A 13954-nucleotide genomic window follows, 5' to 3' on the forward strand; every position below is an offset into this window, starting at 1 on the left:
GCGATAGAATGGAGTTCGGCGGAGGGAGGAGCGTGTCATCGGTCTTCATCCGCCGGAAGGTCGGGTCCTGGATGCTTTTCGGGAGGACTTGATCATGGACGGGATGAGGAAAAGGCCATGGCTGCGGGGCGCGTTGCTGCTCTTGACGGGGGTCGTGCTCTGCCTGTTCGCCGCACTGGCTTCGGCCGGTTTCCAGTTTGTCGAGTCGGACGAGACCTATGGCGCTCGTCGGCGTGAGATGGTCGCGCGCCAGATCGAGGCGCGGGGCGTCAGCAATCCCGCCGTCCTCGAAGCCATGCGTCGGATTCCCCGGCATCGGTTCGTGCCTCGGTTGATGCGCGGTCGCGCATACCATAACAGCCCCCTGCCGATCGGTCATGAGCAAACGATTTCGCAACCCTATATCGTCGGGCTGATGACCAGCCTCGTCCGCCCCTCGAAATCGAAGCGCGTGCTCGAGATCGGTACGGGTTCGGGTTATCAGGCGGCGGTCTTGTCTGAGTGCTTCGGCGAGGTCGACACGATCGAGGTCATCCCGGAACTGGGTCTCCAGGCCAAGGCGATTCTCACTGAGCTCGGCTGCCGCAATGTGAACCTCAAGGTCGGGGACGGCTACGCAGGCTGGCCCGAGAAGGCGCCCTTCGACGCCGTCTTGCTGACGGCTGCGCCGCCGAAGCGGATCCCCCAGCCGCTGCTCGATCAACTCAAGGTCGGCGGGATCCTGGTGGCGCCGGTAGGCCGCTGGTATCAGGAACTCGTCAAGATCACCCGGACTCCGTCGGGCTTCGAGCGCGCCGTGGTGGCGCCGGTGCAGTTCGTTCGGATGACCGGGAAGGCTGAGGCGGACCGCTAGTGTCCTGAGTCCGAAGTCCGTGTCCTTCAGTCGGGGTGGCACGGGTTCGAGTCGAACCCGTGGACGCGAGCTGTAGCCTGTCAAACACGGGTTCGGCGAACCGAACCCGTGGAACCCATCATCTATTGATTATGGAATGAACTTTCGACTCACCACACTAGGTAAGCATTGCCTTGCGGGGCGGTCGATGTAGAGGCCGTCGCCGCATGATTTCGCGGCGGCCGACGGCTCACTCGCCCACTCGACCCCGATCGAATAAACGGGTCGTGAGGTCCGTCCAGTTGTGAGGAGTAGTATCCGGACCCAGCGCCGCGGGCTTCGTCCGATTCCGATCAACCTTTCGTTGAGGATGAAGCATGACCGCCTCTCTCTGGCTGGCCGCCGCCCTGGCCTGCGCCCAGCTCAACCCGCCCGTTGAATCAACCCCGACCAACCCTGAGCGGGAGGTCCCCAAGACGGCCGAAGAGGCTCCTCCGCCCCGGCCCGCGACGAGCAAGATCGTGGCCGTGACGGTGTATCGGGGCCAGGCGCTCGTGACTCGCGAGGTGAGCGTTCCCGAAGGGAAGGGGACCGTCGAGCTGGTCGTCACCCCGTTGCCGTTTCGGACCATCGACGACTCGCTGTTCGCCGAGGGGGCCGACGGCGTGCGCGTGCTCGCGACCCGGCTCCAGACCCGCTTCGTCAAGGAAGACGCGCGTGAGGACGTCCGCGCCAAGCAAGAAGCTCTCGCGAAGCTTGAGGACGACGCGGACAGGCTCCAGAAGGAGGCCGCGGCCAAGGGGCAGGATCTCGAATTCCTCAAGAAGCTTGAGGGCTTCACCAGCTCGGCCCTCACGGGCCTGACGGAGAAGGGGCGGCTGGCCAGTGAGGAGGTCGTCGGCCTGAGCAAGTTCGTCATGGAGACGCGCGGCGAGAAGACGAAGGCCGAGATCGACTTTCAACAGAAGCTGAAGGTCATCGCCCAGGCGATCGCCCTCCGCAAGCGACAGCTCGCCGAGACGCCCCTGGGCATGACCCGGACCGTGCGCGACGCCGTGATCGTGGCCCAGAAGACCCGTGCGGGGGCCGGCGTCGTTCGACTCGGCTACCTCGTCGGCTCGGCCGACTGGAAGCCGCAGTACCGCCTCCGAGGCGCGGCCGACAACGCCCCCGTCCGGCTCGAGTACCTCGCCGCCGTGGTCCAGCAGACTGGCGAGGATTGGCCGAACGTGGCCGTCACGCTCTCAACCGCCCAGCCCTCGCTCGACGCCGCGCCGCCCGATCTCCTGCCGCTGAAGATGGCCGACTCCGCGGCGACCGACCCCGGGCCGAGCGAGGCGAACGACGAGCGGTCGCGGAAGATCGTCGCCGAGCTGGCGAAGCCGCTCGACATGCGGTTCCCCAAAGAGACGCCCCTGGAGGACGTCCTGAAGTACATCAAGACCGCCACAACGGGCCCCGCGTTCCCCGAAGGCGTCCCGATCTACCTCGATCCGATCGGGCTGTCCGAGGCGGAGAAGACCACGACTTCGCCCGTGAGCATCGACCTGGCCCAGGTGCCGCTGAGGACGTCGCTCAATCTGCTCCTGGGGCAGATCGGGATGGCCTATCAGATCAGGGACGGTGTGTTGAAGATCACTTCGCAGGAGTCGGCGGACCAGCCTCCCGACGGTTACGCCGTCGGCCGGGGCGACTTCATGGCCGGGATGGCCGGCATGGGGAGGGCCGATTCGGAGACGGCGCCCGAGGCGGACCCGGCGCTCGGAGGCGCGAAGCTCAACCAGGTCGCCGCGGGCGAGCAGGCCGAGGAACTGCGCGTCGCGGACGAGCCAGTGAAGGACTCGGCCCCGGCCCCGGCCGAGAAAGGGGGACCCGGCGTCAGCTTCTCCATCGCGGGCCGTCTCGATGTCCCGTCGCGACGCGACCCGCAGTTGCTCGAAGTCGCCCGCGCCGAGCTGCCGGCCGAATATTACGCCAAGGCCGTCCCCGTGCTGACGCCGAGCGTCTACCGCCTCGCCAAGCTGACCAACAAGGCCGATTTCGTGCTCTTGCCGGGCGAGGCCACGGTGTACGTCGGCAGCGATTTCGTCGGCCGGATGCGGCTGCCGCTCGTGGCCGCCGGCGAGCCGTTCATCGCCGGGTTCGGCGTCGATCCCCAGCTCCAGGTCAGCCGGCGGCTGCTCCAGAAGTCGCGCGCGGTCCAGGGCGGCAACCAGATCCTCACATATGAGTTCCGGATCGGACTGCGGAATTATCGACCCGGCCCGGTCAAGGTCCAGGTCTGGGACCGGTTGCCGAGGCCGCAGGGAGAAGCGGTGGCCGTGAACCTGGTCAAGACCTCGACCGATCTGAGCACCGACGGCCTCTACCAGCGCACCGCCCGGATGGACAACCTCCTGCGGTGGGACGTCGACGTGCCCGCAGGAACGGTCGGCGACAAGACGATGTATCTGAACTACGACTTCCGCCTCGAATACGCCCGTGACCTTCCCCAGCCTCGGTTCGACTCCGGAGGCCTCAAGGAAGCCCCCATCGGCGGAGGCGCGATGGGTGGCATGGGCGGCGGATTGCGATCCGTGCGACCTCTTGGCGATTAGGCTCAATCGATCGACTCACCGCGGCTTTCCTTTACCGGTTCGCTTCCGTATCATCGGGGGCGATTCGGTTTCAGCTCGACGGGGAAAGGAAAGAGCCGCATGCGTCGGACGCTCGTGTTCTGTGGTTGGTTCGTCGCGGTCTGCGTCGGAGCGTTGCACGCGGAGGAAGGGACTTCGCCCGTCGACGTCGCGTTCAAGGCGGCGTGCGACGGGTCGGAACAGCGCTATGTTTTGATTCTCCCGCCGAAATTCGTCGCCGATCGTCCGCACGACGTGCTCGTCGCCCTGCACGGCCACGGCTCGGATCGTTGGCAGTTCGCTCGCGACGCGCGCGACGAGTGCCGGGCCTCGCGGGAATTCGCCGCCCGCCATGCCATGCTTTTTGTGTCTCCCGATTACAGGGCCAAGACTTCGTGGATGGGCCCGAAGGCCGAGGCCGACGTCGTGCAGATCATCGGCGACCTCAAGCGGACGTATCGGGTCGGGCGCGTCTTCGTCTGCGGCGGCTCGATGGGGGGTTCGTCCGCGTTGACCTTCGCCGCGATCCATCCCGAACTGGTCGACGGTGTGGCCGCCATGAACGGCACGGCGAACCATCTGGAGTACGATCAGTTTCAGGACGCGATCGCCGAATCGTTCGGCGGCTCTAAGCCGAGCCTTGCCGACGAATACAAGAAGCGAAGCGCCGAGTACTGGCCCGAGCGCCTCACGATGCCCGTCTCCCTGACGACCGGCGGCCAGGACGCGACCGTCCCGCCTCACAGCGTTCAGCGCCTCGCAGGCGTCCTCAAGACCCTCAACCGGTCCGTTCTCCTGATCCATCGCGAAGCCGGCGGCCATTCGACCAATTACGACGACGCCACGGCGATCCTGGAATTCATGATCCAAAACGCGAAGCCATCGTCCGATTGAATCATGGTTTCGCAATCGGCTTCAAATCGCGATCCAACGTGTGCGTTGATCCGGGTTGAGTCGCGAGGGACGCCTGCTTCAAGCCGTTGCGAATCACGACGGGACGGCCGAGCCTGGAGCGAATGGTCGCCGAGGTCAGGAGGCCGTCTTTCCAGGCGATGTCGACCTCGAAGCCGCCTCGGGCGCGAAGGCCCTTCACCTGGCCGGCGGGCCAGGCGCGGGGGAGGGCGGGGAGGAGGTGGATTTCGCCCCCGGCCTCGTGGCTCTGGATGAGCATCTCGGCGATCCCGGCGGTGAAGCCGAAGTTGCCGTCGATCTGGAACGGCGGGTGGCTGCCGAACAGGTTCGGGTAGACCCCCTGCGGATCGAGCCGGAGCGTGCGCTTGATCAGGGCGTAGGCGTGGTCGCCGTCGCCGAGGCGGGCCCGCACGTTGATCTTCCAGGCGGTCGACCAGCCGCTTCCCTCGTCGCCGCGGGCGTCCAGCGACTTCTTCGCGGCGGCCAGCAGGTCGGGCGTGTCGCGGTTGATCTGATCGCCGGGATAGAGGCCCCAGAGATGCGAGAGGTGGCGGTGGTGGACCTCTGTCTCCTCGAAGGGGCGAAACCATTCCTGCAACCGTCCGTCGGGGGCGATCTGCAACGGGACGAGCCTCGCGAGCGCGGCTTCGAGCCGGGCGCGGAACGGGTCGTCGATCTTAAGGATCTTGGCTGCGGCGATGCAATGGGTGAACAGGTCGTGGATCAGCTCCAGATCCATCGAGCAGCCCATGCTCACGGCGGAACGTTTGCCGTCGGGGGTGATGAAGAAATTCTCGGGCGACGTCGAGGGGGACGTCGTCAGCCGGCCGTGGCCGTCGTCGCTGAGGTAGTCGAGGCAGAACTCGGCCGAGCCCTTCATCAGCGGATAGGCGGCGTCGCGGAGGAACGCCGTGTCGCCGTTGAACGCGTAGTGCTGCCAGAGGTGTTGGCAGAGCCAGGGGCCGGACATCGGCCAGAGCGCCCAACTCGCGTCGCCGTGGCCGAAGTCGCCCACCGGGGCGGTGTGCCGCCAGAGGTCGATGTTGTGGTGCGACACCCAGCCGCCGCAGCCGTAGTTCACCCGCGCCGTCTTGCGGCCGCGCACGGCCACTTCGCGGATCAAGCCGAACAGCGGCTCCTGGCACTCGGCCAGGTTCGTCACCTCGGCCGGCCACATGTTCATCTCGGTGTTGATGTTGACCGTGTAATTGCTGCTCCAGGGCGCGCGGATGACGTCGTTCCAGATCCCTTGAAGCGTCGGCGGCTGGCTGCCGGGCCGCGACGAGGCGATCAGCAGGTAACGCCCGTACTGGAAATGGAGCGTGACGAGTCCGGGATCGCTCGCCCCGAAGGCCTTCACACGGCGGTCGGTCGGCGTCGCCTTCGCCTCGGCCGGCGACGGGCCGAGGTCGATCGTCGCGCGGCGGAACAGCGATTGATGATCCTGAACATGATCGCGCAAGAGTGCGTCGTAGCTTTTGCCGATCGCGGCGGCCAGCCGTTCGGCGGCGATCGGCGAGGGGTCGACGCCCGCCTTGCCGGGCGACTTGTCGAAGCCGTTGAAGCTCGTCGCGGCCGAAAGGATCAAGGTCACGGCCGTCGCGTTCTCGACGCTCAGGGCCTCGTCGTCGACCCGGACCGCCCCGGCTTCGGCGATCGCCTTGAGGCGGCATTCGAAGTTCATCCCTTCGCCGTTCTCGTCTGCGTCGTAGATGATCGGATTGGCGCGTTGGTAGTCGATCGGGTCGACGTGCGCGGGGGCCTTGCCGCGGAGGACGAGCGAGCCCGCGTCGGCCCGCGTCCGGAAGTGCAGCCGGCTCCCCAGCCTGGCCTTAAACGCGAGGGCGCCCGGCCGGCTGGCGGTCAGGCGGACGACGAGGACGTTGGCGGGATGCGAGATGAACACCTCACGCGTGTAGGCGACGCCTCCCACGGTGTACTGCACGCTGGCGACGCCGCGGTCGAGGTCGAGCGCGCGGCGATATCCGTGGACCTCGGTCGCGTCGCCGTGCTTGAAATCGAGCGTGAGGTCGCCCATCGGCAGATACGTCTGGGTGTACGGCCCCATCATCTTACCGAGCTGGTGGGCCTCGGCGAACTTGCCGTCGAGGATCAACCGGCGCATCTCGGGAAGGACCTTGAGCGCCTCGGGGTTGTCGCCGTCCTTGGGGCCGCCCGACCAGAGGGTGTCGTCGTTAAGCTGGATGCGGTCGGCGGGAAGGCCGCCGTAGACCATCGCGCCGAGCCGGCCGTTGCCGAGCGGGAGCGCTTCGAGCCACGCGCCGGCCGGGTGGTCGTACCAGAGGGCCAGCGACTGATCGGGAGCCGGCGCCGGGTCGCGGAACGTCGAGACCTGGGTCTGCGCGTCGGACGTCGGGATCGTCGCGATCGCCACGACGACCGCGAGCCAGATCAGCCGGTTGCAAATCGGTGTGGTCGGGTTCCTGGGCGTCATGGGCGGTCTTTCACTCGGTTTGAAGATTTGGGTGCCGCATGGGCGAAAATTGCTCAAGCTGGACGCTGAACTGCCAAAATTTCAAGCGTAGCACGGCGGCAGTACAACCGCCACACCCACGCTTGCTGATGGGGAAGCCGGCCAATTTCGTCAGTCACACCTCGCAAAACGCGACTATAATAGAGTGGATCCGCGTCGTTCGCCGCGATGTGGCGGGATCGACGACGACTTTTTTCTTCATCTCGTCGGCGCGGTACGCGGATTGCTTTCTAGTTCTCTCAGTTCCTGTCTTTTGTCTTTCTGCTCGCTCATCTGACCTTCCTTCTGCGGAGGCGACCATGAGTCCGAAGAAGCGCCGTAAGATCTACGGAGTCCGCCGAGAATCCCGTCGCACGCGTGGCTGGACGCGGTGGTTTCAGGAAGGGTTGCTCGAGGCCGAATCGGCCGGCGGTATCCGACTGCGCTCAGTCTTGTGGGGTCAAAAATAAGCACGAGATTTAAAGGGGAGTGCAATTTTCGCAGACCTGGGTTCCTTCCCGTTCTGGATATCCTTTAAAAAACGCGGCTGTTCGGGGCTCGTTCGTTCGTGAACCCCGGACAGCCGCGTTCCCGTTCTAGACTTCTCGTCGTCGCTCAGGCTGTCGATCGCGACGCCCTCGCCTATCCACCGCATTCGTCCTGAACGAGGGGGCGTCCTTCGATTCGAATAATCCGTAGGCTCTCTCGAACTGTCTGGTGGATCGGCTCGACCGCGCGGGGACCGGGGGCCGCCGGATCGTTCATCGTTTCAGGGATTTCTTATGTCTTTCGGGACGCAGCCGCCGGCCTCGGAGTTCGATCCCACGGTGCTGGACGATGAGAGCTTGGGCGCGGAGGTCGGTGGAGGGCAACCGCGTCCCGCGCCGGTGGGGGCGAGCGACCGGCTGTTCTCGGTCGACGCGCTCCGTGGATTCGCCTTGCTCGGCATTCTGGCGATGAACATCGTCGGGTTCGGCTGGCCGGGCGCGGCGTACTCCGATCCGACGCGCGCCGGAGGCGGGACCGTCGATCTGGCCGTCTGGTTCGTCAATCATCTGCTCTTCGACGGCAAGATGATGACGCTCTTCTCGATGCTCTTCGGCGCGGGGCTGGTCATGATGAACGACCGAGCCGAGGCGCGGGGGGCGTCGCTGCGCGGAGTCTACTTTCGCCGGATCTTCTGGCTGCTCGTGATCGGCGCGATTCACGGCTACCTGATCTGGGACGGGGACGTTTTGTTCCTGTACGCTGAGTGCGGGCTTGTGCTCTACTTCTTCCGAAATCTGAGGCCCCGAACGCTGATCGCCATCGGCCTGGCCCTTACCCTGGGCCTCGTGCCGGTCGTCCTGGGCCTGGGCGCGGCGGCCGACGCGCTGAAGCGGGTCTCGGTCCGCGTCGACGCCCAGATCGCCGCCGGCGAGACGCCGAGCAAGCTCGACAAGCGGCTTCGCGATCTGTGGGTCGACGATCTTCAGGAGGAGTTCACGCCCAGCCCCGAGCAGCAGACGAAGCAGTGGAACGAGGAGCTGGAGGTCTACCGCGGTGGATATCTCGGGATCGTCAAGCACCGCGCCTGGGACGTCCTCATCGTCCAGACCATCGGCTTCCTGCTCGGCGGCTTTCTCTTCGCCGGCGGCCGGATGTTCCTGGGGATGGGCTTGATGAAGCTCGGCGTTTTCGGCGGCGAGCGATCGCCGCGCTTCTACGCCTGGGCGGCCGCGCTGGGGTACGGGATCGGCCTGCCGCTGATGGTCGTCGACGCCGTGGAGCAGTTCCGCCATGGGTTCAAAGACGAGTATTTCTTGCACGGAGGCGAGTTCTACAACGCCTTCGGCAGCCTCGTCGTGGCGATGGGCCACGTCGGTCTGGTCGTGCTGATCATCAAGTCCGGCGCTCTCGTCGGTTTGACCCGTCGACTGGCGGCCGTCGGTCGCATGGCGCTCTCGAACTATCTGACGCACTCGATCGTCTGCACGACGCTCTTTTACGGCTACGGGTTCGGCCTCTACGGACAGGTCGACCGCCTGGGACTGGCTGCGATCGTGCTGGTGATCTGGATCTTCCAGCTCGTCGTCAGCCCGCTCTGGCTCGACCGCTTCCGATTCGGTCCCGCCGAATGGCTCTGGCGGTCGCTCACCTACGGCAAGCTCCAGCCAATGCGCATCGAGACGTCCCCGGCGACGGCCGTCGTGACGGACTGAATCGCCGGGGCGCCCGCGTCCAGGCGTGAGTTACGCCAGGATCGCCTTGACCGGGTTCTGCTCCTCGACGCCAGTGAGCCGCATGTCGAGGCCCTGGAACTTGTAGGTCAGGCGCCGGTGGTCGATCCCCATGACGTGGAGGATCGTGGCGTTGAGGTCGTGGATGTGGACGGGGTCCTTGACGACGTTGTAGCTGAACTCGTCGGTCTCGCCGTGGACCACGCCCTTCTTGACGCCGCCGCCGGCGAACCAGACGGGGAAGCACTTGGGATGGTGGTCGCGGCCGTAGTTCTCGCGTGAGAGCGCGCCCTGGCAATACACGGTGCGGCCGAACTCGCCTCCCCAGACGACCAGGGTGTCGTCGAGCATCCCGCGCTGCTTGAGGTCGGTGACCAGCGCGTGGGTCGCCTGGTCGACGTCCTTGCACTGGCCGGGCAGGTCGCCGGCCATGTTGCCGTGCTGGTCCCAGCCCCGGTGGAAGATCTGGACGAACCGGACGTCGCGCTCGGCCAGACGACGGGCCAAAAGCGCACACCGGGCGAAGCTCCCCGGTCGGTGGACGTCGGGGCCGTACAGGTCGAGAATGTGCTTGGGCTCGTTGGAGATGTCGGCCAGCTCGGGGACCGACATCTGCATCCGGAACGCCATCTCGTACTGCGCGATCCGGGCCTGGGTCTCCGGGTCGGCGAACGACTCGTATTCCTTGTGGTTGAGTCGGTTGATCGCGTCGAGCGTGCGGCGGCGGACCGACTTGTCGACGCCCGAGGGGTTCGACAGGAAGAGGACCGGGTCGCCCGTCGACCGCAACGCGACCCCCTGGTACTTGCTGGGGAGGAACCCCGCGCTCCAGAGCCGGTTGTAAAGCGCCTGGGCGTCGGTCTTGCTCGACCACGACGCGGTCATCACCACGAACGCCGGCAGGTTCTCGTTCATGGCGCCCAGGCCGTAGCTGAGCCACGAGCCGAGACTGGCGCGGCCGGGGAGCTGGTTGCCGGTGCAGATGTAGGTGACGGCCGGGTCGTGGTTGATCGCCTCGGTCCAGGTCGTCTTGATCAGGGCGATCTCGTCGACGATCTTCGCCGTGTGGGGGAGCAGCTCGCTGACCCACATGCCCGACTTGCCGTGCTGGGCGAACTTATACTTGGAGGGGGCGATCGGGAACCGCGACTGGCCGCTGGTCATCGTGGTCAGCCGCTGGCCCTGGCGGATCGACTCGGGCAAGTCCTTGTCGTACCAGTCGGCCATCTTCGGCTTGTAGTCGAGCAGGTCCATCTGCGACGGACCGCCGTTCATGTGCAGATAAATCGCCCGCTTGGCCTTGGGGGCGAAGTGGGGCAGGCCCGGCAGGCCGCCGGTCGAGCCGCCGCCGAGGCCCGCGGGCTTCGCGGCGTCGGCGCCGACGCCCGCCTTGGCGAGCATGTCGACCAGGGCGGCCGAGCCCAGGCTGAGGCCGCCGACGCGGCCGAAAAAGTGGCGACGAGTCGATACGTCGATATGTTCGCGGATCGGGTCCATGTCAAGACGCTCCCCAGGTCGGTCGACCGAGATCAACCCTTGGTCACCACTTCGTCCAGGTTCAGGAGGATGTTGCCGATCATCGTCCAGGCGGCCAGCTCGCTCGGGTCGAACTTGGCGTCGGGCTTGAACTCGCCCCCCTCGATCAGCGCCTTGGCGGCCTCGGGCTGCTTGGCGTAGTGGGCCGAGAGGTCCTGCAGCGCGGCCGACAGCTCGGCGAGGTCGCGGGCGTCGGGCTGGCGGGCGGTCGCCAGGCGGAACATGTAGCGAAGCCGTTCCTCGGGCGCCGGCTTGGCCTCGCGGAGCGTCCGCTCGGCCAGGACGCGCGACGCCTCGACGTACTGCGGCTCGTTGAGCAGCAAGAGCGCCTGGAGCGGCGTGTTGGTGCGCTCGCGGCGGACCTGGCACGACTCGCGCGAGGGGGCGTCGAGCGTGGTCATCTGCGGCGGCGGCGAGGTCCGCTTCCAGAACGTGTACATGCTGCGGCGGTGGACCTTCTCGGCGCCGGTGTCGGCCGTGAACCGGGCCGTGTTGCTCCCCGTGTAGGCGACGGCTTCCCACAGGCCCGCCGGCTGCGGCGGCTTGACGCTCGGCCCGCCGACGCGCTCGACGAGCATGCCGGAGACGAAGAACGCCTGGTCGCGCAGAGTCTCGGCGTCGAGCCGGAACCGCGGCCCCCGCGAGAGCAGGCGATTGTCGGGGTCTTTGGCCAGGCTCTCAGCGCTTGTCTGCGAGGTCTGGCGGTACGCGGCCGACATCACCATCCGTTTGACGAACCGCTTCACGTCCCAGCCCTCGTCGCGGAATTGGACCGCGAGCCAGTCGAGCAGCTCGGGGTGGCTGGGGGGCTCGCCCTGCGAGCCGAAGTCCTCGGCCGTTTTGACGATCCCCGTCCCGAAGACGTGGAGCCAGAACCGGTTGACCGCCACGCGGGCCGTCAGCGGGTGGTTCGGGGCGACGAGCCAGCGGGCCAGGCCCAGACGGTCGACCGACGATCCCGGGGGCAGCGGCGGCAGGAACGCGGGCGTCGCCCGGCCGACCTTGTCGCGGCGCTGGTCGTATTCGCCGCGGTTCAGGAGGAAGGCCGGCTTGGGCTCGCCCACCCGCTCGCGGAACACCAGCGTCGTCGAGATCGCGTCGTCGACGGCCTTCCGTTCGGCGTCCGTCTTGGCGATCTGCTGAAGCAGCGGCTCGAAGATCGACCGGCCCGTGGTCCAGCCGTTCTCGACGACGAACGCGGCGAGCAGTTGCTTGCGCTCGTCGTCGGTGCGTCCGGCGCGGGGCTTCTTGACGATCGCCTTGATCGGATCGGCGAGTCCCATTCCGCCGTCGGCCGATCGGGCGCGGACCCAGGCGGTCAAGCTGCCGTACGTCTGCCCTTCCTGCGGAGTCCAGGTCGACAGGCCCGCCTTGTCCCAGTAGGCGGCGCCGTCGTGCTGGGTGAACGCCCAGCCGTCGATGACCGTCCCCGGCGCGAGTCCGAGGGTCTTGGCCGCGACCTCGATCCGAACCCACGAGCCCGAGGCCGGCAGGTCGCCGATCCGGGTGCGCTCGGTCGTGCCGTCCTTGCCCCAGGGGATGACGTTCTCGCCCCAGAACGCGCGGTGCGACCATGCGCCGGCGACCCGCCACTGGAGCATGATCTCCTTGGGGGGCTTGAGCGGGTCGATGAAGACGTAGGTGAAGAACGAATCGCCCTCGCCGACCTTGAGCTTCGGCCCGGCGATCTCGAAGATCTTCTGCTTGAGGCCCGCCGCCTCGATCCGCAGCGCGGCCTTGCCGGTCAGGACGGGATGATCGGGCTTGGAGACGAACTCGCCGTCCCCCTGGGGCGTCGAGCCGGCCGGCGGCGCGTCGTCGAGCCAGACGAAATCGCCGCGCTGGACGACTTCCGACTGACCTTCGTCGACTTTCGGGTCATAGGCGGCGACGGCCTTGGCCGCTTCGGCCGCGAGCTTCCCGCGCAGGTCGGCGAGCTTCGCGTCGGCGGCCTTGAGGGCGGCCGTCTGCTCGGCGGAGGGAACCTTGACGATCGGCGCCCACTTCGAGATGTTGCCGTCGAGCGCGGGGCCGTCGATGTTGTTGAAGAAGGCGAAGAGCTGGTAATAGTCCTTCTGGCGGACCGGGTCGTACTTGTGGTCGTGGCACCGGGCGCAGCCGACGGTGAGGCCGAGGAAGACGGTGCTGTTGGTGTCGACCTGGTCGACGACGTTGCGGACGTAGACCTCTTCCTCGATCGAGCCCCCTTCGCTCGTCGAGACATGGCAGCGGTTGAAGCCGGTGGCGATCACCTGGTCGTGGGTCGGGTTGGGCAGCAGGTCGCCGGCGAGCTGCTCGACGATGAACTGGTCGAACGGCTTGTTGGCGTTGAAGGCGTTGACGACCCAGTCGCGGTAGGGCCACATCTCTCGGAAGTTGTCGAGGTGGAGTCCGTGGGTGTCGCCGTAGCGGGCGGCGTCGAGCCAGAACCGGGCCATGTGCTCGCCGTACCGGGGCGAGTCGAGCAGGCGGTCGACGACCTTTTCATAAGCGGCGTCGAGCCCCTTCGCGGCGTCGGCCAGGAAGGCGTCGGAGTCGGCCGGCGTGGGAGGCAGGCCGGTGAGGTCGAGATAGGCGCGCCGCAGCAGCGTCGTCGGCTCGGCCTCGCGCGAGGGCTTCAGCCCCTCGGCCTCGATCCGGGCGAGCAGGAACCGATCGATCGGGGTCCGCGCCCATCCCTTGTTCGCGGCGTCGGGGGCCGGGGGGGCGGCCTGGACCGGGGGCTCGAACGCCCAGTGCTCGCCCCAGTGCGCCCCCTCGGCGATCCACCGCTTGAGGACGTCGATCTGCTGGGGGGTGAGGGTCTTGCCCGAGCTTTTGGGGGGCATGAGCATCTCGGCGTCGTCGGTCTCGATCCGGAACGCCAGCGAGCTGTCGTCGACCTTGCCCGGCACGACGGCCGCGTCGCCCGATTCGAGCTTGGCCAGCACCCCCTCGTGGACGTCGAGCCGCAGCTTCGCCTTCCGCTGCTTGTCGTCGGGGCCGTGGCAGGCGAAGCAACTGTCCGAGAGGATCGGCCTGACCTCGCGGGCGAAGTTCACGGGGCGCGGCTTGGCCGGCGCCGGCGTCGGCGCCGGTTTCGGAGCCGCGTCCGGGGCGACGTCGCCCCCTCGTGCGGCACCGGAAACGGCCGCCGCCGCGATCAACCCTGCAAACAGGCTGGCGAAGCGTCGCAAACCAGAGGCCATGTCGTTCCTCCTGGGGGGGACGGCCGTGGATTGGGCCGGGCGTCGTCGGGTCGTCCTCGGCGTGGGGCTCAGTCGGGGGCCGGGCACGCCGGTCAAGTCAAGGGCGGGAGGGTCCGCTTGGAACCCGGTCGCGGGGGCTTTTAGGGCGGCCTGATCCGGATCGCTCGTCGTCCGACCTC

Annotated in this window: 7 protein-coding genes; 4 read left to right on the top strand and 3 right to left on the bottom strand. The window is 67.2% G+C overall.

Going from position 1 to position 13954, the window contains the following annotated elements; genetic code table 11:
- Positions 1-94 precede the first annotated feature (94 nt).
- The 3 genes from BSF38_RS17675 to BSF38_RS17685 all read left to right on the top strand — a co-directional run bounded on the left by BSF38_RS17675 (position 95) and on the right by BSF38_RS17685 (position 4341).
- Entirely contained in the window at positions 95-853 is a 759-nt protein-coding gene (locus tag BSF38_RS17675; RefSeq protein WP_237170507.1) for a protein-L-isoaspartate(D-aspartate) O-methyltransferase, read from the top strand.
- A gap of 356 nt (positions 854-1209) precedes the next feature.
- A complete protein-coding gene (locus BSF38_RS17680; protein WP_076347794.1) occupies positions 1210-3429 on the top strand; it encodes a mucoidy inhibitor MuiA family protein in 2220 nt (739 codons plus the stop codon).
- Positions 3430-3528: 99 nt separating this feature from the next.
- Positions 3529-4341 carry an alpha/beta hydrolase family protein gene (locus tag BSF38_RS17685; RefSeq protein WP_076347796.1) on the top strand — a complete coding sequence of 271 codons (813 nt, stop codon included), beginning with the start codon at positions 3529-3531 and terminating at the stop codon, positions 4339-4341.
- Between the two features lies 1 nt (position 4342).
- On the opposite strand, the gene BSF38_RS17690 is transcribed toward BSF38_RS17685, so the two are convergent.
- Positions 4343-6814: a glycoside hydrolase family 95 protein gene (locus tag BSF38_RS17690; protein WP_099091997.1), complete on the bottom strand. Its 2472-nt coding sequence runs from the start codon at positions 6812-6814 to the stop codon at positions 4343-4345.
- 800 nt (positions 6815-7614) lie between these two features.
- Between BSF38_RS17690 and BSF38_RS17695 the strand changes: the two genes are divergently transcribed.
- On the top strand, positions 7615-9033 hold the full coding sequence (locus BSF38_RS17695) for a DUF418 domain-containing protein (RefSeq protein WP_083713040.1): 1419 nt from the start codon (positions 7615-7617) through the stop codon (positions 9031-9033).
- Between the two features lie 30 nt (positions 9034-9063).
- Here the strand turns inward: BSF38_RS17695 and BSF38_RS17700 are convergent, their stop codons facing one another.
- A complete protein-coding gene (locus tag BSF38_RS17700; RefSeq protein WP_076347798.1) occupies positions 9064-10548 on the bottom strand; it encodes a DUF1501 domain-containing protein in 1485 nt (494 codons plus the stop codon).
- A 32-nt stretch (positions 10549-10580) separates the two neighbouring features.
- Positions 10581-13775: a PSD1 and planctomycete cytochrome C domain-containing protein gene (locus BSF38_RS17705; protein WP_083713041.1), complete on the bottom strand. Its 3195-nt coding sequence runs from the start codon at positions 13773-13775 to the stop codon at positions 10581-10583.
- Positions 13776-13954 lie beyond the last annotated feature (179 nt).

It is taken from the genome of Paludisphaera borealis (genome assembly GCF_001956985.1).
Lineage (GTDB): Bacteria > Planctomycetota > Planctomycetia > Isosphaerales > Isosphaeraceae > Paludisphaera > Paludisphaera borealis.